Here is a 23,293-nt window from a genome sequence, read left to right as displayed (position 1 = left end):
CGGAGCGTGGGAACGATCAAGGCTCGGCGTGCCGTCACGGGGTACGGTTGCGCCGTGTCTCAATGATGTTCGGCAACTGCGAAATCCGCCCCAGCAACCGCCCCAGCGCGTCCAGCCCCGGAATCTCGATGGTCAGGGACATCAGCGCGGTGTTGTCCTCCTTGTTCGAGCGGGTATTGACCGCCAGCACGTTGATCCGCTCGTTGAGCAGCACTTGCGAGACGTCACGCAGCAGACCGGAACGGTCGTAGGCGCGGATGACAATGTCCACCGGGTAGGTGAGCACCGGCACCGGACCCCAACTGACCTGAATGATCCGCTCCGGCTCGCGGCCGGCCAGTTGTAGCACCGAGGCGCAATCCTGACGGTGAATGCTCACGCCACGGCCCTGAGTGATGTAACCGACAATCGCATCGCCAGGCAGCGGCTGGCAGCAGCCCGCCATCTGGGTCATCAGATTGCCGACGCCCTGGATCTGAATATCGCCGCGTTTACCCGGTTTGTAACCGGTGGCTTTGCGCGGGATCAGCTCCAGCTGTTCGTTGCCGCGTTCCGGCTCGACCAGTTGCTGCGCCAGATTGACCAGTTGCGCCAGACGCAAGTCGCCGGCACCAAGGGCGGCGAACATGTCCTCGGCGGTTTTCATGTTGGCTTTTTCGGCCAGCTTGTCGAAATCCACCGCCGGCAGGCCGAGGCGATTGAGTTCGCGCTCAATCAGGGTTTTACCAGCCGCGACGTTCTGATCGCGAGCCTGCAGCTTGAACCAGTGAACGATCTTCGCCCGCGCCCGCGAAGTAGTGACATAACCGAGGTTCGGGTTCAGCCAGTCGCGGCTCGGCGTGCCGTGCTTGCTGGTGATGATCTCGACCTGCTCGCCGGTCTGCAGGCTGTAGTTGAGCGGCACGATCCGCCCGTTGATCTTCGCGCCACGGCAGTTGTGGCCGATCTCGGTGTGCACGCGGTAGGCGAAGTCCAGCGGCGTCGCGCCTTTGGGCAAGTCGATGGCGTGACCGTCGGGGGTGAAGATGTACACCCGATCCGGCTCGATATCGACCCGTAGCTGTTCCGCCAGACCGCCGATATCGCCCAGTTCTTCGTGCCACTCGAGCACCTGACGCAGCCAGGAAATTTTCTCTTCGTAATGGTTGGAGCCGGATTTGACGTCGGTGCCCTTGTAACGCCAGTGCGCGCAGACGCCGAGTTCGGCCTCTTCATGCATGGAGTGAGTACGGATCTGCACCTCGAGCACTTTGCCTTCCGGGCCGATTACCGCCGTGTGCAGCGAGCGGTAGCCGTTCTCTTTCGGGTTGGCGATGTAGTCGTCGAATTCTTTCGGGATGTGCCGCCACAGCGTGTGGACGATGCCGAGCGCGGTGTAGCAGTCGCGCATTTCCGGCACTAGCACGCGAACGGCGCGAACATCGTAGATCTGGCTGAATTCCAGACCCTTACGCTGCATTTTGCGCCAGATCGAATAGATGTGTTTGGCCCGGCCGCTGATGTCGGCATCGACGCCGGTGGCCTGCAATTCATCCTTGAGCTGGGTCATCACGTCAGCGATGAAACGCTCGCGATCGAGCCGCCGCTCGTGCAGCAACTTGGCGATCTGTTTGTATTGATCAGGCTCCAGGTAACGGAAGGACAAGTCCTCCAGTTCCCATTTGATATGACCGATGCCGAGTCGATGCGCGAGCGGTGCATAGATGTCGAACACTTCCCGGGCAACCCGGTTACGTTTTTCGTCGTCGGCGGTTTTCACTGCGCGGATGGCGCAGGTACGTTCGGCCAGTTTGATCAGCGCAACACGCACGTCGTCGACCATCGCCACGAGCATCTTGCGCAGGTTTTCCACCTGCCCTTGCGTGCCCATGACCATCGACTGGCGCGGGCTGAGACTGGCACTGATCGCGGCCATGCGCTGCACGCCATCGATCAGTTTGGCGACGACCGGGCCAAAGCGCTGGCTGACGGCCGCGAGTTCGATCTGGCCTTCACGCACGCCGCGATAGAGGACGGCGGCGACCAGCGAATCCTGGTCGAGTTTGAGATCGGCGAGAATTTCTGCGATCTCGAGTCCCGTGCTGAAGCTGCCGGAGCCTTCGGCCCACAGATTCTTCGCGGCATTGGACTGTTGTTCGGCCTCGCGAGCGAACTCGCAGGCTTCTTTCAAGGCTTCGCGATCCAGTGCCAGATCGACACTGACCGCGTGATCGAGCCAAGCCTCGAGATTGATACTGCCGTCAGTGTTGATCGGCTGGTGTGCTCTCACCTGTACCATCTTGCTTTACCTTCCCTACGACGCAGATTCAATGCGTCAAATCGCTGACCTTCGTTGCCCGTTTGCGCTCGCGGGGCTAATGCGAGCGCGACACGGACAGATCAGACGGATTCAGACGAGCCGTCCTGGCTCGCTTCAAATAACGCCATGGCCTCGACATGCGCCGTCTGAGGAAACATATCGAGAATCCCGGCACGTTTTAACCGGTAGCCCTGCTTGATCAATTCGACCGTATCGCGCGCCAGAGTTGCAGGGTTGCACGACACATACACCAACCGTTTGGCACCCAGGGTCGCGAGCTTGCGCACCACCTCGAAAGCACCGTCACGCGGTGGGTCCAAGAGTACCGCAGAAAAGCCGTTTCCGATCCACTGGGCATCGGTCAAAGGCTGGGATAAATCGGCTTGAAAAAACTTTGTGTTATGCAAATTGTTACTAGCGGCGTTGGCGGCGGCGCGATCGACCATGGTTTGCACACCTTCAACCGCCACCACTTCACGCACGCCCTTGGCCAACGGCAAGGCAAAGTTGCCCAGCCCGCAGAACAAGTCCAGCACACGCTCATCGCTGCCCGGTTTCAACCAGTCCAGCGCCTGCGCAACCATGGCTTCGTTAACGCCGGCGTTGACCTGGATAAAGTCTCCCGGGCGGTAAGCCAGATCCAGATCCCACTTCTCCAGGCGATAGCCCAGCGACTGGCTCGCATCGACCGGCTGCGGCTCGCCTTCGCCATGCAGCCACAACTGCGCCTCATGGAATTGGCAGAAGTCCTTGAGGATGGTCATGTCCGCCTCGGACAACGGCGCCATGTGGCGCAACAGCACCGCCAATGACGAACCGCTGAACAACTCGACATGGCCCAGCGCTTGCGGCTTGCTCAAGCGACGGAGCATCTCCGGCAAACGGGTCATGATCGGTTGCAAGGGCTGTACCAGCACAGGGCATTCGCTGATCGCAACGATGTCCTGACTGCCGGCGGCGCGGAAACCGACTTCGAGTTTCTTTGCCTTCATGTCCCAGCGCACGGCGATCCGGGCACGTCGGCGATAGCCAAACTCGGGACCGGTCAGCGGTGCCGCCCACTCCTGCGGTTCAACACCGGCGACCTTGGACAATTGCTCGGCGAGCATGCGCTGTTTCAGGGCAAGCTGTTCGCCATGGGGCAAATGCTGAACGCTGCAACCGCCACAACGACCGGCGTGCGCACACGGTGCGGGGCGGCGCAGTTCGCTGGCCGTGAACACGCGTTCGGTGCGCGCTTCAACCACTTTGCCGTGGGCGCCCAGCACCCGCGCTTCGACTTCTTCACCCGCCAGGGCGCCGAGGACGAACCAGGTTTTGCCTTCGAAAAACGCGATGCCGCGACCGTCATTGGCCAGGCGCTCGATCTTCAAGCGCTGCTTTTTGCCGGTCGGGATTTGCGCGGCCTTGCTGCCGCCGGTGGGCTGGAAGCGCAGGCCTCTCTCGTGCTTGGCCATCAGTTGGGCGCGTCAAAAATGCCGGTCGACAGGTAACGGTCGCCACGGTCGCAGATGATCGCGACGATCACCGCGTTTTCAACTTCTTTGGACAGGCGCAGCATCGCTGCCACCGCACCGCCCGAGGACACGCCGCAGAAGATGCCTTCTTCGCGGGCCAGACGACGGGTAACGTCCTCGGCTTCGCTTTGCGCCATGTCGACGATGCGATCAACGCGATCGGCTTGATAGATCTTTGGCAGGTATTCCTGCGGCCAGCGACGGATGCCGGGAATGGCCGAGCCTTCCATCGGCTGCAGCCCGACGATCTGCACGTTGTCGTTCTGCTCTTTCAAGTAGCGCGACACGCCCATGATGGTGCCGGTGGTGCCCATCGAGCTGACGAAATGAGTGATGCTGCCCTGGGTCTGGCGCCAGATTTCCGGGCCAGTGGTGGTGTAATGCGCCTCAGGGTTATCACCATTGGCGAACTGATCGAGCACCTTGCCACGGCCTTCGGCTTCCATGCGCTGAGCGAGATCGCGCGCACCTTCCATGCCCTCTTCCTGGCTGACCAGAATCAACTCGGCACCGTACGCGGTCATTGCCGCTTTACGCTCGGCGCTGGAGTTGTCCGGCATGATCAGGATCATCTTGTAACCCTTGATCGCAGCCGCCATCGCCAGAGCGATACCGGTGTTACCCGAGGTCGCCTCGATCAGCGTATCGCCGGCGTGAATCTGCCCGCGCAGCTCGGCGCGGGTGATCATCGACAGCGCCGGACGGTCCTTGACCGAACCCGCCGGGTTATTCCCTTCGAGCTTGAGCAATAGAGTGTTGCTGGTGGCACGGGTCAGGCGCTGCAAACGCACCAGCGGAGTGTTGCCGACGCAATCGGCGATGGTTGGGTACTGCAGGGTCATGGCGTATTCGCAATCCAGACGTGCGGGGGCGCCTATCATACCGGCAAACCCGCGCAGGCCATATCACGCAAAGTGTGGTGCTTATGGTTTATGGGAATAAGGAGCGGCTAACCCAGACTTTCGGCATGGGCAGTATCCAGCGCGTAAAACTCATGCAGCTTGGCTTGCAGCAACTGTTTATCCGGCAGACAGGTTTGATACTGCGCTATCAAGGCAGGCGAAAGACTGCGATTGAGAGCGTACTCGACGACCTCGTCTTCCTTGCTGGCACACAGCAATACACCGATGGCGGGGTTTTCGTGGGGCTTGCGCACATTGCGATCCAGCGCTTCCAGATAGAAATCCAGTTTGCCGAGGTACTCCGGCTCGAAGCGCCCGACCTTGAGTTCAATGGCCACCAGACAGTTGAGCCCTCGGTGGAAGAACAGGAGATCGAGGGAGAAGTCCCGGCCGCCAACTTGCAACGGATATTCAGAGCCGACAAAGCAGAAGTCACGACCGAGTTCGATCAGGAAAGTTTTGAGGCGAGATAGCAGGCCTTGGTGCAGATTGGTTTCGGAATGGGTGCCGGGCAGGTCGAGAAACTCGACCATGTAAGTATCACGAAAAATCTCCAGGGCTGCTGGATGGGCTTGCTTCAGTGCCGCGGAGGCTTTTGCTGGATCGGAGACGCTTCGCTCGAACAGAGCCGTTTTGAATTGGCGTTCCAGTTCGCGCTTCGACCACTTTTCCTGAACAGCCATTCGCAAGTAGAAACCCCGCTCTTCCGGGTGTTTGCTTTGGCTCAAAATGATCATGTTGTGAGTCCACGGCAATTGTCTCACCAGTGGTGAGACAATTGGATCATCCCGATAGGCCTCAAAAAACTGGCGCATGCGGAACAGATTCGGCCGGGTGAAGCCACGCAATCCCGGTTGGGTATGCGCCAGATGTGCGGCCAGTTGAGTAATGACCGAATCACCCCACTCCGCCTGCTCAATCTTGCGACTGATATGTGCCCCCACCTGCCAATAAAGCTCAATCAGGTGAGTGTTTACCGCCTGCATGGCCTTGTGTCTGGAACTGTGGATCAGTGCGAGCACTTCGTTGAAGCGTTCGCCATCGGGGCTGCCAATGAGGCTGGATGCAGTCATGCGCAATTCCTTGAAGATCAGGTGAAGCACGAGCCTAAACCGTTCGGAACGCTGAAAATGACCACTAATGCAACTTGGGAAAGGTCGTACAAAAAAAGACGTGCGCTCCCGCAAACCAGCAGGATTGGCAGCCCGGATGGACTACACCGTGAGCAGGCTCACTCCTACATGGATTGCGGATGGATGAGGATTGGGGCCACGCCGCTGGCATCTGAAGGAGTGGCCCTGCTGGCGATAGCCGTCGACGCAGCATCAACGTCAGCCAACAACCGCAGATTCAGCCGCAACCCCGCCTCACCATTCTCGGCCCACAACATTCCGCCCTGGCGCTGCACCGCATTCCTCGCAATGCTCAAACCCAAGCCAAAGCCGCCATCTCCCGGGCGCGAACCGTCGAGCCGGGTAAACGGCGAAAAGATCCGTTCAAGATCCGCTTCGGCCACGCCGCCGCCCTGATCTTCCAGCCACAGATGCCAATAATCGCCTTGCCGTTGCCCATCGAGGCGCACAATTCCGCCCTCTGGCGAATGCCGAATGGCGTTACGCAAAATGTTTTCCAGCGCCTGAGCCAAGGTGTTGAGGTTGCCGCGTACCCAGCACGAGGACTCCACTGCGCACTGCAATTGCAGGCTCGGCCAGCCGCTTTCATAACAGGCATTGTCGGTGAGCATTTCCCACAGCGCCTGGATCTGAATCGCCTCGTCGGGCAATGGTGAGCGATCGGTGTCGAGCCACGCCAGTTGCAGGGTGTCTTCCACCAGCCGTTGCATGCCGTCAACTTCGCGGCCGATGCGTTCGCGCAATTGCAACAGGTCTTGCTCGCTCTCACTGGCCACGCGCAGGCGGCTCAGCGGGGTGCGCAGTTCATGGGACAGATCGCGGAGCAATTGCTGTTGCACGGCGACAGTGGTTTGCAGGCGCTCGGACATCGAATCGAATGCCCGGGCCAATTCACCCAGTTCGTCGGGGCGCTGGGTGATGCCGCTCGACAGCCTTACATTCAATTGATCGGCACGCCAGGCGTTGGCCTGTTCACGCAGATTGTTCAGCGGCACCACCAGCAAGCGGTACAGCCCGACGCACAACAACAAAGTGAACAGCCCCGGAATCACGCCGTTGGTGATGACCCGCCAGAACACGCGGTACTTGCCCGGCAGAAAGCGCTCGGGCAACTCGATCACCAGGCTGCCGGCGGACGGCTCCTTGGGAAACGGGATGCGCAACCACGGCCGCCCCTCTTTATGGATCGGCCAGTCGAGCCCGCGCAAAAAGGTCAGGTGCTGGATTTCCTGTTCATTCAGCGGATCGTTGCTCAGCGACTGCAGGTTGCCGCCGATGACGCCGACCCAACTCGCCTCGCGCAACTCCATGCCTTGCAGCCAGTCATCAACCCCGTTGCGCCCTCCCCGCTGCCACGCCTGCTCAGCCTGTGCGGCGTAACGGGCGAGCGTGCCGCGTGCCTCGTCGGAGAGGAACTGGTTGCGCTCCTCCATGTACCGCCCCCATGACCAACTGAGCCAGATCATCAACAGACAGAACGCGACCAGCAGAAAGGCCAGTTTCCAGAACAGCGAGTGTCGCCCCGGCAGCTCAGACATTTTCATCGGCGGCACTCAACACGTAGCCCTTGCCCCATACCGTGCGCACCTCGCGCTCGGTGTAGCCGATGGCTTTGAGTTTGCGGCGGATCTGGCTGATGTGCATGTCGAGGCTGCGGTCGTGCGCGGCATAACCGCGTTGCAGGACATGCTGATAAAGGAAGGCTTTGCTCAAGACTTCTTCATCGTTGCGATGCAGGGTCTCGAGCAGGCGAAACTCGCTGCGGGTCAGACCGGCCGCCTGTTCGCGGTAAAACACTTCGCATTGTTCATCGTCGAAATACAGCGCACCGGTCGCTGCCGGTACCTGCACCATGGCCGGACGCCGATCAAGGGCCACCCGGCGCAGGATCGCTTCAATGCGCACATGCAACTCGGCCATGCTGAACGGTTTCGGCAGGTAATCATCGGCGCCGAGGCGGAATCCGCTGATGCGATCCGCTTCGGCACCGAGGGCCGACATCAGCAGCACCGGCGTCGAATGGCTCTGACGCAATTGGGTCAGCACGTTCAGGCCGTCCAGTCCCGGCAACAGAATGTCCATCAGCACCACGTCGAACGGCTGGCGCCGGGCAATGCTCAGACCTTCCTGGCCGTTCTGGCACCAGGTCACCTGAAAGCCGCTACGGCCCAGATGTTCGTGAACATAGGCGCCGAGCACCGGATCGTCTTCGATGGAAAGTATGCGTGGCTGGCCAACGGAAACAGGAGTCATGAGTATCTGCAAGTCATTCTCAGTTGCCGGCGATTATTCAAGATTGCCCGGCATCGGGCAACCCAAGGTTGACCTGCCGGACAAACAAGCCGTTACGCGCCGACCGATGGCGACATCATTTTTCCGAAGATTGCCCGCAAGCAAATCGCTACACTGCGCCCATGTCACGTGCCGGACGCACGTGCGAGTCAACCGATCAGCGGGATGCAGGAGAGAGGCGTGCTCAAGAAACTGGGAATCAAAGGTCGCGTGTTGTTGCTGACCCTGTTACCGACCAGCCTGATGGCGTTGGTGCTGGGTGGCTATTTCACCTGGATGCAGCAGTCCGACCTGCAGACCCAATTGATGCAGCGCGGCGAAATGATCGCCGAACAACTGGCACCGCTGGTGGCGCCCGCCATGGGCCACGGCAACAACGAACTGCTTGAACGCATCGCCACCCAATCCCTCGAACAACCGGACGTGCGCGCGGTGACGTTCCTCGCCCCCGACCGCTCGCCCCTGGCCCACGCCGGCCCGACCATGCTCAATCAGGCCCCGAGCGGCGACAGCGCCCTGCTGCAACGACGCAGTGGCAATGACGCGACCCGCTACCTGATGCCGGTATTCGGCAAACATCGCAACCTGGCCGGCGAGCTGATTCCCGCAGAGTCCGACCGCCTGCTCGGCTGGGTCGAACTGGAGTTGTCGCACAACGGCATGCTACTGCGCGGTTATCGCAGCCTGTTTGCCAGCCTGCTGTTGATCGCCGCAGGTCTGGCCGGTGCCGCGCTGCTGGCGTTGCGCATGGGCCGCACGATCAACCGCCCGCTGAGCCAGATCAAACAAGCCGTCGCCCAGCTCAAGGACGGTCATCTGGAAACCCGTCTGCCACCGCTCGGCAGCCAGGAACTGGACGAACTGGCGTCCGGCATCAACCGCATGGCCGGCACGCTGCAGAACGCCCGCGAAGAATTGCAGCACAGTGTCGATCAGGCCACTGAAGACGTTCGGCAGAATCTGGAAACCATCGAAATCCAGAACATCGAGCTGGATCTGGCCCGCAAAGAGGCACTGGAAGCCAGCCGGATCAAATCCGAATTCCTTGCCAACATGAGTCACGAGATCCGCACGCCGCTCAACGGCATTCTCGGCTTCACTCACCTGTTGCAGAAAAGCGAGCTGACCCCGCGCCAGCTCGACTATCTGGGCACCATCGAAAAGTCTGCCGACAGCCTGCTCGGGATCATCAACGAGATCCTCGATTTCTCGAAAATCGAGGCCGGCAAACTGGTGCTCGATCACATTCCGTTCAACCTGCGCGACCTGCTTCAGGACACTCTGACCATCCTCGCCCCTGCCGCGCACGCCAAGCAGCTTGAGCTGGTGAGTCTGGTCTACCGTGACACGCCGCTGTCGCTGGTCGGCGATCCGCTGCGCCTGAAGCAGATCCTCACCAACCTTGTGAGCAACGCGATCAAGTTCACCCGCGAAGGCACCATCGTCGCCCGCGCGATGCTTGAGGAAGAACACGAAGACAGCGTGCAATTGCGCATCAGTATTCAGGACACCGGTATCGGCCTGTCGAATCAGGACGTGCGCGCGTTGTTCCAGGCTTTCAGTCAGGCCGACAACTCGTTGTCGCGCCAACCTGGCGGCACGGGTCTGGGGCTGGTGATTTCCAAACGGCTGATCGAACAGATGGGCGGCGAAATCGGCGTCGACAGCACGCCGGGCGAAGGCTCGGAATTCTGGATCAGCCTGAACCTGCCGAAAACCCGCGACGATGCCGAAGACCTGCCGTCGGCGCCGCTGCTCGGGCGCCGGGTCGCCGTGCTGGAAAACCATGAGCTGGCGCGCCAGGCCTTGCAGCATCAACTGGAAGACTGTGGCCTCGACGTGACCCCGTTCAATACCCTCGAAAGCCTGAGCAACGGCGTCACCGGTGCGCACCAGACCGATCAGGCGATTGATCTGGCCGTCATCGGCATCACCAGCAACGGCATGCTCCCGGAGCGTCTTAACCAGCACATCTGGGACCTCGAACACCTCGGCTGCAAGGTGCTGGTGTTGTGCCCGACCACCGAGCTGACTCAGTTCCATCTCTCGGTGCCCAATCCGCACAGCCAGCTACAGGCCAAACCGGCGTGCACGCGCAAGTTGCGGCGCTCGCTGGCAGACCTGCTCAACCCGCGCCAGGTTCGCAACGAACCGGGCGAGCCTTTGTCCAGTCGCGCGCCGAAGGTGCTGTGTGTCGACGACAACCCGGCCAATCTGTTGCTGGTGCAGACATTGCTCGAAGACATGGGCGCGAAGGTGCTCGCGGTCGAAAGCGGTTACGCCGCCGTCAAAGCGGTGCAGACAGAATCCTTCGATCTGGTGTTGATGGACGTGCAGATGCCGGGCATGGACGGACGCCAGAGCACCGAAACCATTCGCCACTGGGAAAGCGAAAGGCACTGCACACCGCTGCCGATCGTCGCCCTCACCGCCCACGCGATGGCCAACGAAAAACGTGCGCTGCTGCAAAGCGGCATGGACGACTACCTGACCAAACCGATCAGCGAACGGCAATTGGCGCAGGTGGTGCTGAAGTGGACCGGACTGGCTCTGCGCAATCAGGCGCCGGACCGGGCTGGCGAGGCGGCGGCGAGCAATCACGAATTGCCGGTACTCGATCAGGAAGAAGGTTTGCGCCTGGCCGCCGGCAAAGCGGATCTGGCAGCGGACATGCTGGCCATGCTCCTGGCGTCGCTGGAAGCCGATCGCGAAGCCATCCGCAGCGCCCGCGACAGCCACGATCAGAACGCATTGCTGGAACGGGTTCATCGTCTGCACGGTGCCACGCGTTACTGCGGCGTGCCGCAATTGCGCGCCGCCTGCCAGCGCAGCGAAACCCTGCTCAAACAGGACGACCCGAAAGCGCCGATGGCGCTGGATGAACTGGAACGGGCGATCAATCGCCTCGCCGCACAGGCGAAGATCAGCGCCTGATCCAGCGCAACGCCCGGCATCACCGACAGCGCTAAAGTGCACTCGGGTGAGATCATCCGAGTCGATGCTCCAGGAGGATTTGATGCGCACGATTGTTTTCAGCAGCCAGACTTACGACCGCGACAGTTTCCTCGCCGCCGACTGCCCGGCGAGCATCAAACTGTATTTTCAGCCGGCACGACTCAACCTCGACACCGCCGCCCTGGCGGACGGGCACGAGGTGGTGTGTGCCTTCATCAATGATGACCTCAGTGCCCCGGTGCTGGAGCGCCTGTCCGCTGGCGGCACACGACTGATTGCGTTACGTTCGGCGGGTTACAACCACGTCGACCTTACTGCGGCCAAACGCCTTGGTCTGGCGGTCGTGCGGGTTCCGGCCTACTCGCCACATGCCGTGGCCGAACACGCCGTCGCGCTGATTCTGGCGCTGAACCGGCGCCTGCACCGCGCCTACAACCGCACCCGCGAAGGCGATTTCAGCCTGCACGGCCTGACCGGTTTTGATCTGGTGGGTAAAACGGTCGGCATCGTCGGCACCGGTCAGATCGGCGCAACGTTTGCGAAAATCATGCACGGTTTCGGTTGTGAGTTGCTCGCTTACGATCCATATCCGAACCCCGATGTTCTGGCCTTGGGTGCGCGCTACCTGAGCCTGCCGGAGTTGCTGGCGCAGTCGCGGATCATCAGCCTGCACTGCCCGCTCAACGAGCAGAGCAAACACCTGATCAACCGCGATTCGCTGGCGCACATGCAAACGGGCGCCATGCTCATCAATACCGGACGCGGCGGGCTGGTGGACACGCCGGCGCTGATCGATGCGCTGAAGGACGGTCAACTCGGCTATCTGGGACTGGATGTCTATGAAGAAGAGGCGCAGCTGTTTTTCGAGGATCGCTCAGACCTGCCGTTGCAGGACGATGTCCTCGCGCGGTTGCTGACCTTTCCGAACGTGATCATTACCGCGCATCAGGCCTTTCTGACCCGCGAGGCGTTGGGCGCGATTGCCGCGATCACGCTGCACAACATCGCGACCTGGGCGGCAGGCGCGCCGCAGAACCAGGTCGAGGGTTGATCGTCTGCGCGTTATTTTGGCAGTGACGAGGCGAGGATCAGCAACGCCAGCCAGCCAAAGCCGAACAGGCGTTGTTTGTTCGAGTGGCCGTTGCGCAGCAGGAACCAGACGAAAACCATCGGCATCAGAAACACCATGATCTTCAGCCAGCCTTCCACCGGGCGGCTGCCGTCGGGGTTGCTCGGCGCTTGCACTGCCTGCTCGGCTTGCTGGCGGCGGCGACGCCCCGCAGCGGCGGGCATCACTTTGGGCAAAGGTGTCGAGACCGGCGGCGCAACGGCGTCCGGGACAGCATTGTTGCGCGGCAGGCTGCCGAACGAAATCGTCGCCGTCCGGGCTTCTGCCGGGGTGTTCTGCACTTGTGCGTACTCCGCCAACGGAGCACCGCAATGAATGCACACCAACGCCTGGTTGCTGATACTCCGCTTGCATTCATAACAGTCGATCAGCGCCATGTTCCGTTCCTTCAGATTCGAGGGCGGCAGTTTGCCATGTGCGCGAGTCGATTTGAACCGGATCGAAGGTCGCAAGCGCGCATCATTCTGCAACCAAGCCCGTGCTAGCATGTCGCGCATATTTGGAGGATCCATGGTCGAACACGATTTCCGCTACACCCTGATGAACCCGCAACACACCCTCACCGAATGCCGCGCCCTCGTACCGGGCCGCTATCAGGTCACCGGCAACGGTGGTTCGATTCGCATCGGTGACGCGCTGTTGGTCACCCTTAAAGGCAGCAAGGACTTGTCCATGCGCCTGACCGTCGAAACCGTCCGCCACCTGATCAACCCGCCGGGGCAATGGACCGCGATGACCACAGGCCCGGTGTTCGGCGAACTGGCGATCCACACCTGGCAGGTCAACTGCGACAGCTGCGCCAAAGAGCTGAGCTTCGAATTCGCAGTCGACGCCAAACTGGGTAAAACCGCAGAAAAACCGGCCGCCACGGCGCGCATCGCCGAGCTGGGCTGGAAAGCGGTCGGCGACAAACACCTGTGCCCGAAATGCCAGGAGCCTGCGTGATGAAACGCCTTGCCCTGACCGCTCTGGTCGGTGTTGGCCTGGCGGGCTGCGCCGCGGAGCCTGTGCAATTGCAACAGAACCGCAGCTACATTCTGGAGTGGATCGGCGAGCGGCCATTGATGGATTACAGCCATCTGACCGTGACCCTCGGCGATGACGGTCGCGCTTACGGCAACGGCGGCTGCAACCATTGGTTTGCGCCGTACACCCTGGAAGGCGACAAGCTGAGCTTCGGCAAGATCGGCAAGACCCGCAAGTTGTGTGCCCCGGCGCTGATGGAGCAGGAACAACGCTTCCTGCAGGCGCTGGAACATGTCGAGCGCTGGGACATCTCGCCGATCGAGCAGATGCGCTTCTGGCCGGCAGAAGGCAAGCCGCTGCGCTGGTGGCTGGAAGAGGGTTAAGTCCTCTTGAAATGCGCTGAGGTAAATTTGTGGCGAGGGGATTTATCCCCTCGCCACATCAAGCTCCTTCACCACAAAAAACTCGTCAGGGTTACTTGGTCGCCTGCAACGCCTCAAGCTTGGCCATCACGCCCGCCGCCGTCTGCTCACCCATCAACTGCTCCCGCACCTTGCCCTTGTTGTCGATGATGTACGTCACCGGCAAGGCCTCGCTACGCGGCAAGTCGAACAGTTCGGCCGGATCCTGTGCCAGTACGGTGAACTTGATGCCGAGTTTTTCGCTGGCATCTTTCAGCTCGACACCCTGCACATTGTCGAAGTTAACCCCGAACACGCCGACATTCTTGCTCTTGAGTTCATCCGCCAAATGGTTGAGCTCAGGGATTTCCGTGCGGCACGGGCCACACCATTCGGCCCAGTAGTTGATAACGACCCATTGTTTGTCGAGACGCTCGGACGCCACTTTCTGACCATTCTGGTCGATGCCATAGTCATTGCCGCAGCCCCCCAGCATCAACGCCCCGATTACCGTCAATGCCGCTGCCAATCGCCGTGTCATGTCCTGTTCCTTGTGAAAATTTGAATACGCCTGCGACCCATCGCCTCCCGAGGTTCTGGATTGCGCGTTGCACAGTTAGAATAGCCGCCACTTTACGCCAGAAGCGACCCGCCATGACCGATCTGACGCTTTATCACAATCCGCGCTGCTCGAAATCCCGCGGCGCGCTGGAACTGCTTGAAGCCCGCGGCGTGACCCCAAACGTCGTGCGCTACCTTGAAACCCCACTGGATGCGGCACAAATCAAGGCACTGCTCGGCAAGCTCGGAATCAGTGCGCGTCAGTTGCTGCGCACCGGGGAAGATGAATACAAAATGCTTCAGCTCGCCGACACCAGCCTCAGCGAAGCACAACTCATCGCCGCCATCGCCGAGCATCCGAAACTGATGGAACGACCGATTCTCGAAGTCGGCGACAAAGCCGTCATCGGCCGTCCACCGGAGCAGATCTTGGAGTTGCTGCCGTGAGCGCGCCGTACATTCTGGTTCTGTATTACAGCCGCAGCGGCTCGACCAACGAGATGGCCCGGCAGATCGCCCGCGGTGTCGAGCAGGCCGGCCTCGAAGCACGCCTGCGTACCGTGCCGGCGATTTCCACCGAGTGTGAAGCGGTCGCGCCGGACATTCCCGATGAAGGCGCGCTTTACGCGACCCTCGACGATCTGAAGAACTGCGCCGGCCTCGCCCTCGGTAGCCCAACGCGGTTCGGCAACATGGCCGCGCCGCTCAAATACTTCCTCGACGGCACCAGCAACCTCTGGCTGACCGGCGCCCTCGTCGGCAAACCGGCCGGTGTGTTCACCTCCACCGCCAGCCTGCATGGCGGTCAGGAAACCACGCTACTGTCGATGATGCTGCCGCTGCTGCACCACGGCATGCTGATCACCGGCCTGCCGTACAGCGAATCGGCGTTGCTGGAAACTCAGGGCGGCGGCACACCTTATGGCGCCAGCCATCACGCCGGCGCTGACGGCAAGAGTGGCCTCGATCAGCACGAAGTCGCACTGTGCCGGGCGCTGGGTCTGCGCCTGGCCAAAACGGCACAGAAGCTGGAGGGCTGACGGTGGCGAAAAAGCCGAAAGTCCTGCCCTCGGTCGAGTGGCTGGAGCCGCGCGTCAAAGCTATGCGGATCATCAGTCTGCTAAGTTTTTTTGCCTTGGCCGGATTGCTCGCCGCCTATTATCTGATCTTCGCCGACCTGCACGGCGCCCGCCCCTGGGTGATTCTGCTGGTCGAGCTGATCCCGTGGCTCGTGCTCGCCCCGGCAATGATCATGGGCAGCGCCCGTGGGCATTCGTGGATGTGTTTTGTGGTGAATCTGTATTTCATTAAAGGCGCGCTGGCGGCGTATGACCCCAACCGGCAGTTGTTTGGCGTGCTGGAGATGGTCGCGAGCCTGGCGGTGTTTTGCTCGGCGTTGTTGTACGTGCGCTGGCGATATCAGTTGAACCGCAAGCTGGCGGGCGAAGGCGAGATCAGCGTCGCCTGAGCGGACGCCTTCGCGAGCAAGCTCGCTCCCACAGAGAAACGCATTCCAAAATGTGGGAGCGGGCTTGCTCGCGAAGGGAGCGGCGCGGTTTCAATGATTGACTGTATACGCGAGCATCATCGAAATCTGGCTCATCGCCCGACCACCGCTCTGTTCATGCCACTGGTTGAAGGCGTCCTGCACAATCGCCAGGTCACGCAGACTGGTCGGCACCTTGTCGACGATCTTCTGCGCATTCAGCGCGGCGACCACGTCGTAGCTCGGCACAAAGGTATCCTTGCCGACCATGCGCAAAAAGCGTGGCGCCGACAACCCGCCCAATTGATGGCCGTGTTTTTTCAGGTAGGTCCACAGACCGACGATATCGGTCACCGGCCAGTCGGCGAGCAGCGCGCCGAAACTGCCCTTGTCTTTCTCGACATCCAGAATGAACTGCGCATTGCGTGGCACACTTTTCAGCTTGCCCAAGTGACGAATGATCCGCGCGTCCTGCATCAGTCGTTCAAGGTGCTCGGCGCTCATCAGCACGACTTTTTCCGGGTCGAACTTGAAGAACACTTCCTCGAAGGCCGGCCACTTGGCGTCCACCAGACTGTGTTTGAGTCCGGCACGAAACACGCGCAGGGCCATGGTCGAGAGGTAACGATCGTCGCTGATTTTGCGCAGTTGCGCGGGAGTCTTGGGGACGGGCAGATGGGCTTCCAGTTCAGCCGCCGAACCGAAGCGGTTCAGACAGTATTCGTGCAGCCACTTGTAATCGCGCATGCCCTCTCCTATCGAATGAAACAAAAAACCAAAGTGGGAGCAGGCTCTGTGGCGAGGGGATTTATCCCCGTTGGAGCGCGAAGCGCTCCCAGAATAGTCTGGGGCTGCTGCGCAGCCCAACGGGGATAAATCCCCTCGCCACAAAAGCGTGGCCCTACAAAAATCGGGTTTACAGGTTTACGACGTTAACGAAGCGCGAAGCCGCCGTCTCGTCGATCTTCAGGCTGGTGAAGTCGAACAGATTGCGGTCGGCCAGTTGCGACGGGATCACGTTCTGCAGGCTGCGGAAAATGCTTTCGGTGCGGCCCGGGGTCTTGCGATCCCAGTCCTGAAGCATTTCCTTGACCACCTGACGCTGCAAGTTTTCCTGGGAGCCGCAAAGGTTGCACGGGATGATCGGGAATTGCTTGAAGTCCGAGTAGGCCTGGATGTCTTTCTCGTTGCAGTAGGCCAGCGGGCGGATCACCACGTTGCGCCCGTCGTCGGCACGCAGCTTCGGCGGCATCGCCTTGAGGCTGCCGTTGAAGAACATGTTGAGGAAGAACGTTTCGACGATGTCGTCACGGTGATGACCGAGGGCCATTTTGGTCGCGCCGATTTCGTCGGCGAAGGTGTACAGCGTGCCGCGACGCAGGCGCGAGCACAACGAGCAGGTGGTCTTGCCTTCCGGCACCAGCTCTTTGACCACCGAATAGGTGTCTTTCTCGACGATGTGGTACTCGATGCCCAGCTCTTTGAGGTACGCCGGCAGCACATGCTCGGGGAAGCCCGGCTGCTTCTGGTCCATGTTCACCGCGACGATGTCGAACTTGATCGGTGCAACCTTCTGCAGGTGCATCAGCACGTCGAGCATGGTGTAGCTGTCCTTGCCCCCGGACAGGCAGACCATGACCTTGTCACCGTCTTCGATCATGTTGAAGTCGGCGACCGCTTCGCCGGCCAGGCGGCGCAGGCGCTTTTGCAGTTTGTTCTGGTTGACCGTAAGAGTGCCCATGACGCGAAATCCGTGAGGTGTGACGAAAGGCCGGCATTTTACGCAAAAAACCCCGAGTGCGCGAAGGGCCGTGGGTCTGCCTCTGCTTCACTCAATCCTTGTGGTGAGGGGATTTATCCCCGCTGGGTTGCGCAGCAGCCTCAATACCTGAGAACTCTATTTGCCTGACACTGTGCGGTGAATGGCTTGGCGACCGCTGCGCGGCCGAACGGGGATAAATCCCCTCGCCACAAAGCATTTCAAATAAACAGGCGCGTTACCCCAAGACCTCAAGGCAATTAAGCCCCGTGTTTACAGCGCGATTTGCTCTAAGCCCCTAGTGCCTGTGCGGTTAAGTCCTTTCTATACTGCGACATAAGGTCGCACACATCTGAAGACCTGTATTTGCTCGGCCACCTTGGCCCGTAGGCGCTCCGTTGGGGGGCGATGGCAATAACAAGAGGAGTGACTGGCATGATCCATCACGTAGTGGGACTTTTTACCCACCCCGATCAGGAATGGAAGGAGATTCGTGGCGACCAAGAGGAAAGCATCAGCCACATGTACCTGACCCACACGCTGATACTGGCGGCGATTCCGGCCGTTTCGGCGTTCATCGGCACCACGCAGGTCGGCTGGGTGATCGGCAATCGCGCGCCGGTGATGCTCACCGTTGAAAGCGCGCTGTGGATGACGATCATGTCGTACCTGGCGATGCTCGGCGGTGTCGCGGTCATGGGCGCGTTCGTGCACTGGATGGCTCGCACCTACGACGCCAACCCGAGTCTGGCCCGTTGCGTGGCGTTCGCTACTTACACCGCGACCCCGTTGTTCGTTGGTGGACTGGCGGCACTGTATCCACACATGTGGCTGGGCATGATCGTCGGCACGGCGGCCATCTGCTACACGGTGTATCTGCTGTACGTCGGGCTGCCGACCTTCATGAATATTCCATCGGACGAAGGTTTCCTGTTTTCCAGCTCGGTGCTGGCAGTGGGTCTGGTGGTGCTGGTGGCCATCATGGCATTCACCGTGATCGTCTGGGGGCTGGGCGTCGGCCCGGTTTATACCAACTAGAACGTTTCATTCCCGAGAACAACCCGATCCGCCAACACAGGCCGCCGCAAGGCGGCCTTCTCATGTGGATGATGACCATTCGGCAGTTCGGCGATTCGCAAGTCCCAAGGCTTGCGGCATACTCGACGCCTCTGGAGATCCATCAAGCATGCCCGAGCAACTCAATACCCGCGTCGAAGACTGTTACCAACTCGCTGAATCCTTTTTCAAACGTCATTTCCAACGCCCCGTGGTGAGCCTCAAGCTGCGTGGACAAAAAGCCGGGGTCGCGCATCTGCACGAGAATCTGCTGCGCTTCAATCCGCAGCTATATCGGGAAAACACCGAACATTTCCTCAAGCAGACCGTAGCCCACGAAGTCGCGCACCTGATCGCCCATCAACTGTTCGGCGACCGCATCCAACCCCACGGCGAGGAGTGGCAACTGATCATGCGTGGCGTCTACGAGTTGCCGCCGGATCGCTGCCACACCTACGCCATCAAGCGCCGCAGCGTGACCCGCTACATCTACAAATGCCCGTGTGCGGACAGCGATTTTCCGTTTTCCGCACAGCGCCATAGCCTGGTGCGGCAGGGGCGGCGCTATTTGTGTCGGCGCTGCCGTAATACATTGGTTTTCAGTGGTGAGATGCGGGTGGAGTAATCCAGACCCTGTGCAGCCTTAGCCGACCCTTCGCGAGCAAACCCGCTCCCACAGGAGAAATGCATTCCAATGTGAGAGCGGGCTTGCTCGCGAATAGGCCAGCACAGACGCTAAAGAATTACCTTCGCAGAACGTAGTTCGGCAATCCGCTCAGGGCTTAAACCCAACTCCGCCAACACCTGATCCGTATGCTGCCCCAGCACCGCCCCGGCATGCCGTGGTGGCGGCAGCGCCTCGGAGAACCTCAACGGGCACGCTATCTGCGCCTGCGTCGTACCGTCCCCCCGCGGCACCTGCGTGACCAATTCCCGTGCCTGCAACTGTGGATGCTTCACCGCCTCGCCAAGACTCAACACCGGTTCGACGCAGGCATCGATCCCGGCAAACAATGCACACAACTGGGCAAAGTCGTGCTTCTCGAACTCGACATTCAGCGCATCCTTCAGCGCCCGCTGCTGCTCGGGTTTGGGTGACAGGCCCAGCGCCGCCAGCTCCGGCCGACCCAACGCTGCGCACAGTTGCTGCATGAAGCCCGGCTCCAGACTGCCCACCGACATCCAGCGCCCGTCGCGGGAGCGATAGTAATCGTAAAAACTGCCGCCATTGAGCATCTGGTCTTCCCAGTCGGGCTCCTCGCCACACGCCAGATACCCGGCACCGGCCATGGCGTTCAGGCTGAACGCGCAATCGGTCATGCTCACGTCCAGGTGCGTGCCCTGCCCGGTCTGCTGGCGGGCGATCACTGCCGCCAACAGCCCGATCACCCCGTGTAATGAGCCTCCGGCGACATCCGCCACTTGCATGCCCAGCGGCAAGGGTCCGCTGTCGGCGCGTCCGGTGTAACTGGCCAGCCCCGCCAGCGCCAGATAGTTGATGTCGTGGCCAGCGCGATGCTTGTACGGCCCGGTCTGGCCGTAACCGCTGATCGACACGTAAATCAGCTTCGGGTTGATCGCTTTCAACGCTTCGTAACCCAGGCCCAGACGCTCCATCACGCCGGGTCGAAACTGTTCGAGGACGATGTCGTAATCACCGAGCAACTGCTTGACGATGGCCAGCGCCTCGGGGTTTTTCAGGTCCAGCGCCAGGCTGCGCTTGTTGCGATTGAGGTAGGCGTGGCTGGCCGACATGCCGCCATCGTGGGGCGGCAACACACGCAGCAGATCCAGACGTGTCGGCGACTCGATGCGCAGCACCTCGGCGCCCATGTCTGCCAGCAGCAGCGAGGCGAACGGCCCGGGCAGCAAGGTCGAAAAATCCAGAATCTTCAATGAGGCCAGCGGTGCAGACATGGGCGAACTCCTTGTGCGATGCAATCAGCCTAGGCAGGCATCGCCCATGCAGCAATCACCGTAAGTGTCAGCAAACATGACCGTTACGCTCAAATCGCAGGCAATAAAAAACCCTTGTGGCTGGGGATTGATCCCCTCACCACAAGGGCTTTTGATAACCCTGCATCTTGCTGATGCAGGGTCCATGCCTTACTTGACGCTGCTTGGCGTCGGGCCTTCGGCCACACCCAGGTCGTCTTCAGGACGCGTATCGATGATGCCGCGACCACCCGAGGCCAGCTCGGTTTGCAGGGTATCGGTGTCCAGCTCTTTCACCCACTTGGCAACCACGATGGTGGCAACGGCGTTACCGACCAGGTTGGTCAGCGCACGGGCTTCGGACATGAAGCGGTCGATACCCAGAATCAGCGCCAGACCGGCCACCGGCAGGTGACCTACCGCCGACAGGGTGGCGGCCAGCACGATGAAGCCCGAACCGGTCACACCGGCTGCGCCTTTGGAGGACAGCAGCAACACCACCAGCAGCGTGATCTGGTGAGTGATGTCCATGTGGGTGTCGGTTGCCTGAGCAATGAACACGGCCGCCATGGTCAGGTAGATCGCAGTACCGTCGAGGTTGAAAGAGTAACCGGTCGGGATCACCAGACCCACGACCGATTTCTTCGCGCCCAGACGCTCCATTTTGATCAGCATGCGTGGCAGTACCGATTCCGACGACGAGGTGCCGAGTACGATCAGCAGCTCTTCACGGATGTAACGGATCATCTTCAGCACGCTGAAACCGTGCATGCGCGCGATGCCGCCGAGCACGATCAGGATGAACGCCAGGCAGGTGATGTAGAAGCAGATCATCAGTTGACCCAGCTGCACCAGCGAGCCGACACCGTAGGCACCGATGGTGAACGCCATCGCACCGAAGGCACCGATGGGCGCAAGCTTCATGATCATGTTGATGATGTTGAACATCACGTGGGCGAAGCGATCGATGAAGTCGAGGATCGGCTTGCCGTAAGCACCCAGGCGATGCAGGGCGAAACCGAAGATTACCGAGAACATCAGCACTTGCAGGATGTCACCGGTGGCGAACGCGCCGACGATGGTGGTCGGGATCACGTTGAGCAGGAAGCCGACAACGCTCTGATCCGCGCCTTGTGCCACGTAGGTCGCGACTTTCGAAGCGTCGAGGGTGGCCACATCAATGTGCATGCCGTTGCCCGGCTGCACGATATTGACCACAACCAGACCGACCAGCAGGGCGATGGTCGAAACGATTTCGAAGTACAGGAGTGCGTAACCGCCGGTCTTGCCGACCGACTTCATGCTTTGCATGCCAGCGATACCGCTGACCACGGTGCAGAAGATGATCGGGGCGATGATCATTTTGATCAGTTTGATGAACCCGTCACCCAGCGGCTTTACCGCCACGCCGAATTGCGGGTAATAGTGGCCGAGCGCGATACCGATACAAATTGCGACGATCACCTGGAAATACAGGGATTTGTACAGTGGCTGACGAGTCGTCATTGCAAATGTCCTCAAGAGTCCCGCGGGGCAACATCCATCTGTTGTCCGCAAAACCTGAATTGCGAACCCTCCTGCACTGGAGGGATTTGTTGTTCGAGCGACGCTTTCCCGGGCGGGATCGACGCACGCTTCTGTCGCTTCTATCGCAAACCTCGTGCCACTTTGGTGCATTTCGCTGCAAGCCTTTTGATATCAGGCGCTGCAGGATTAATTTCGTCACTGAGCGGTGACGCCGATGTGGCGGATTTCCGCCAACTGGCCGACGCTCGTCCTGTAATTTGGCGGAAATCCGCCTTGTTGTGCGCAATCGCCCCCGGCTACCATTCGGTCGCCTGAGGAAGGATCTGCACCCATGCGCGAACGCACCATCGCCAGTCATTTCGTCCGAGCCGCCCTCGGTGGCGCACGCCGCGCAGGTTTCGACTATTCGGATCTGCTGCTGCAACTGGGCATCAGCGCCGAACTGCTCGAAGAGCCGCGCGCACGCCTGGCGCCGGAGCAATTCACCCGGTTGATCCAGAGCCTGTGGCTGGCGCTGGACGACGAATACCTCGGCTTCGGCCACGCGCCGAGCAAACCGGGCAGCTTCGCCATGATGTGCCACGCCTCGATTCACTGCCGCAATCTGGAGAAGGCGCTGCAACGCGGTTTATTGTTTTATAGCCTATTCCCCGGCGCCCCGCGCCTGACCCTCAGCCGCGAAGACGAATGGGTGCGCCTGAGCCTCGACGATGCGCAATGGTGGGACCCGGATCACTTTCTGACAGAAAGCCTGCTGGTGATCTGGCACCGCCTCGGCAGTTGGCTGATCGGCCAGCGCATCCGCCTCGAACAGGCCACCTTCAGTTACCCGAAACCTGCCCACGGCGCCGAATACGACTTGCTGTTCCCCTGCCCGCTGACGTTTGCCACGGAACACAGCAGCCTGGTCTTCCACAGCCGATATTTGCAGATGCCGTTGCTGCAAGACGAACGCACCCTCAAACACTTCCTCGAACGCTCCCCCGCCGACCTGCTGTCCCGCCCGGACGATGGCGACAGCCTCACCAGCCGTCTGCGTCGACTGCTCAGCAGCGACAGCGCGCGCTGGCCAGACCTCGAAGCCGTGGCCGCGCACCTGCACATCAGCCCGCAAACGCTGCGTCGGCATTTGCGCGAGGAAGGCAGCAGTTTTCAGGAGCTGAAGGATCAGTTGCGGCGGGATATCGCCATTTATCATTTGGGCCGGGCGGATCTGTCGTTGCAGCAGATTGCCGAGCAGCTCGGGTTTTCCGAACCTTCGGCGTTTCACCGGGCGTTCAAGAAGTGGACGGGGCTGACGCCGGGGGCTTATCGGGCGCAGGAGAATTGAGCAGACTTCAGGTTTTTTGGATTGAGGGCATATCCGTTGCTTCGG

The 23,293-nt window shown here is 60.6% G+C and carries 22 protein-coding genes; 10 read left to right on the top strand and 12 right to left on the bottom strand.

Annotation, left to right across the window (positions count from 1 at the left end; all coding sequences use genetic code 11):
- Positions 1-34: 34 nt before the first annotated feature.
- The 6 genes from relA to F2P67_RS05530 form a co-directional block, all read right to left on the bottom strand.
- Positions 35-2,278 carry a GTP diphosphokinase gene (gene relA / locus F2P67_RS05555; protein WP_166218381.1) on the bottom strand — a complete coding sequence of 748 codons (2,244 nt, stop codon included), beginning with the start codon at positions 2,276-2,278 and terminating at the stop codon, positions 35-37.
- A gap of 101 nt (positions 2,279-2,379) precedes the next feature.
- Positions 2,380-3,756 carry a 23S rRNA (uracil(1939)-C(5))-methyltransferase RlmD gene (gene rlmD, locus F2P67_RS05550; protein WP_166218378.1) on the bottom strand — a complete coding sequence of 459 codons (1,377 nt, stop codon included), beginning with the start codon at positions 3,754-3,756 and terminating at the stop codon, positions 2,380-2,382.
- Positions 3,756-4,658, bottom strand: coding sequence for a cysteine synthase CysM (cysM, locus tag F2P67_RS05545; protein WP_166218384.1), 903 nt, complete (start codon positions 4,656-4,658; stop codon positions 3,756-3,758). Before cysM ends, rlmD begins: the two co-directional genes overlap by 1 nt.
- Before the next feature lie 107 nt (positions 4,659-4,765).
- The gene (locus tag F2P67_RS05540; RefSeq protein WP_166218387.1) at positions 4,766-5,791 is read right to left on the bottom strand and encodes a PDDEXK nuclease domain-containing protein; all 1,026 of its coding nucleotides are present in this window, start codon (positions 5,789-5,791) and stop codon (positions 4,766-4,768) included.
- A 164-nt stretch (positions 5,792-5,955) separates the two neighbouring features.
- Positions 5,956-7,395: a sensor histidine kinase gene (locus F2P67_RS05535; protein WP_166218375.1), complete on the bottom strand. Its 1,440-nt coding sequence runs from the start codon at positions 7,393-7,395 to the stop codon at positions 5,956-5,958.
- On the bottom strand, positions 7,382-8,104 hold the full coding sequence (locus F2P67_RS05530; protein WP_166218372.1) for a response regulator transcription factor: 723 nt from the start codon (positions 8,102-8,104) through the stop codon (positions 7,382-7,384). Before F2P67_RS05530 ends, F2P67_RS05535 begins: the two co-directional genes overlap by 14 nt.
- A gap of 219 nt (positions 8,105-8,323) precedes the next feature.
- Between F2P67_RS05530 and F2P67_RS05525 the strand changes: the two genes are divergently transcribed.
- The gene (locus F2P67_RS05525; protein WP_166218369.1) at positions 8,324-11,077 is read left to right on the top strand and encodes a response regulator; all 2,754 of its coding nucleotides are present in this window, start codon (positions 8,324-8,326) and stop codon (positions 11,075-11,077) included.
- An 82-nt stretch (positions 11,078-11,159) separates the two neighbouring features.
- Complete coding sequence (locus tag F2P67_RS05520; protein ID WP_166218366.1) at positions 11,160-12,149, top strand: 2-hydroxyacid dehydrogenase; 990 nt, start codon at positions 11,160-11,162, stop codon at positions 12,147-12,149.
- Between the two features lie 11 nt (positions 12,150-12,160).
- Here the strand turns inward: F2P67_RS05520 and F2P67_RS05515 are convergent, their stop codons facing one another.
- On the bottom strand, positions 12,161-12,604 hold the full coding sequence (locus tag F2P67_RS05515) for a hypothetical protein (protein ID WP_166218363.1): 444 nt from the start codon (positions 12,602-12,604) through the stop codon (positions 12,161-12,163).
- A gap of 133 nt (positions 12,605-12,737) precedes the next feature.
- Between F2P67_RS05515 and F2P67_RS05510 the strand changes: the two genes are divergently transcribed.
- Both F2P67_RS05510 and F2P67_RS05505 read left to right on the top strand, forming a co-directional pair.
- Complete coding sequence (locus F2P67_RS05510; RefSeq protein WP_038367468.1) at positions 12,738-13,172, top strand: hypothetical protein; 435 nt, start codon at positions 12,738-12,740, stop codon at positions 13,170-13,172.
- Positions 13,172-13,576, top strand: coding sequence for an META domain-containing protein (locus F2P67_RS05505; protein ID WP_166218361.1), 405 nt, complete (start codon positions 13,172-13,174; stop codon positions 13,574-13,576). Before F2P67_RS05510 ends, F2P67_RS05505 begins: the two co-directional genes overlap by 1 nt.
- A gap of 91 nt (positions 13,577-13,667) precedes the next feature.
- Here F2P67_RS05505 and F2P67_RS05500 read toward each other — a convergent pair whose 3' ends face one another.
- On the bottom strand, positions 13,668-14,135 hold the full coding sequence (locus F2P67_RS05500) for a TlpA disulfide reductase family protein (RefSeq protein WP_166218358.1): 468 nt from the start codon (positions 14,133-14,135) through the stop codon (positions 13,668-13,670).
- 113 nt (positions 14,136-14,248) lie between these two features.
- Here F2P67_RS05500 and arsC point away from each other — a divergent pair, with 113 nt between their 5' ends.
- From arsC to F2P67_RS05485, 3 genes are read left to right on the top strand one after another with little or no spacing between them, the layout of a single operon-like run.
- Positions 14,249-14,602, top strand: coding sequence for an arsenate reductase (glutaredoxin) (gene arsC, locus F2P67_RS05495; protein ID WP_166218355.1), 354 nt, complete (start codon positions 14,249-14,251; stop codon positions 14,600-14,602).
- On the top strand, positions 14,599-15,195 hold the full coding sequence (wrbA, locus tag F2P67_RS05490; RefSeq protein WP_103306881.1) for an NAD(P)H:quinone oxidoreductase: 597 nt from the start codon (positions 14,599-14,601) through the stop codon (positions 15,193-15,195). Before arsC ends, wrbA begins: the two co-directional genes overlap by 4 nt.
- A gap of 2 nt (positions 15,196-15,197) precedes the next feature.
- Entirely contained in the window at positions 15,198-15,623 is a 426-nt protein-coding gene (locus F2P67_RS05485; RefSeq protein ID WP_166218352.1) for a DUF2069 domain-containing protein, read from the top strand.
- A gap of 90 nt (positions 15,624-15,713) precedes the next feature.
- Here F2P67_RS05485 and F2P67_RS05480 read toward each other — a convergent pair whose 3' ends face one another.
- Positions 15,714-16,388 (bottom strand): DNA-3-methyladenine glycosylase I, encoded by a 675-nt coding sequence (locus F2P67_RS05480; protein WP_166218349.1) that lies wholly within the window; start codon positions 16,386-16,388, stop codon positions 15,714-15,716.
- Positions 16,389-16,557: 169 nt separating this feature from the next.
- Positions 16,558-17,382 carry a tRNA 2-thiocytidine(32) synthetase TtcA gene (ttcA, locus tag F2P67_RS05475; protein WP_166218346.1) on the bottom strand — a complete coding sequence of 275 codons (825 nt, stop codon included), beginning with the start codon at positions 17,380-17,382 and terminating at the stop codon, positions 16,558-16,560.
- Between the two features lie 453 nt (positions 17,383-17,835).
- Between ttcA and F2P67_RS05470 the strand changes: the two genes are divergently transcribed.
- Together F2P67_RS05470 and F2P67_RS05465 are read left to right on the top strand one after the other, a co-directional pair.
- Positions 17,836-18,438 (top strand): Yip1 family protein, encoded by a 603-nt coding sequence (locus F2P67_RS05470; protein WP_007957761.1) that lies wholly within the window; start codon positions 17,836-17,838, stop codon positions 18,436-18,438.
- Between the two features lie 148 nt (positions 18,439-18,586).
- A complete protein-coding gene (locus F2P67_RS05465) occupies positions 18,587-19,081 on the top strand; it encodes a SprT family zinc-dependent metalloprotease (RefSeq protein WP_025112945.1) in 495 nt (164 codons plus the stop codon).
- Positions 19,082-19,191: 110 nt separating this feature from the next.
- On the opposite strand, the gene F2P67_RS05460 is transcribed toward F2P67_RS05465, so the two are convergent.
- A complete protein-coding gene (locus F2P67_RS05460) occupies positions 19,192-20,373 on the bottom strand; it encodes a CaiB/BaiF CoA transferase family protein (RefSeq protein WP_166218343.1) in 1,182 nt (393 codons plus the stop codon).
- A 189-nt stretch (positions 20,374-20,562) separates the two neighbouring features.
- The gene (locus F2P67_RS05455; RefSeq protein ID WP_166218340.1) at positions 20,563-21,897 is read right to left on the bottom strand and encodes a dicarboxylate/amino acid:cation symporter; all 1,335 of its coding nucleotides are present in this window, start codon (positions 21,895-21,897) and stop codon (positions 20,563-20,565) included.
- 352 nt (positions 21,898-22,249) lie between these two features.
- Here F2P67_RS05455 and F2P67_RS05450 point away from each other — a divergent pair, with 352 nt between their 5' ends.
- The gene (locus tag F2P67_RS05450; protein ID WP_166218337.1) at positions 22,250-23,248 is read left to right on the top strand and encodes an AraC family transcriptional regulator; all 999 of its coding nucleotides are present in this window, start codon (positions 22,250-22,252) and stop codon (positions 23,246-23,248) included.
- Positions 23,249-23,293 lie beyond the last annotated feature (45 nt).

Origin of the sequence: Pseudomonas atagonensis (assembly GCF_011369485.1) — a bacterium.
Lineage (GTDB): Bacteria > Pseudomonadota > Gammaproteobacteria > Pseudomonadales > Pseudomonadaceae > Aquipseudomonas > Aquipseudomonas atagonensis.
The sequence above is the reverse complement of the archived record's forward strand: the minus strand, read 5'-3'. Positions and strand labels throughout refer to the sequence as shown.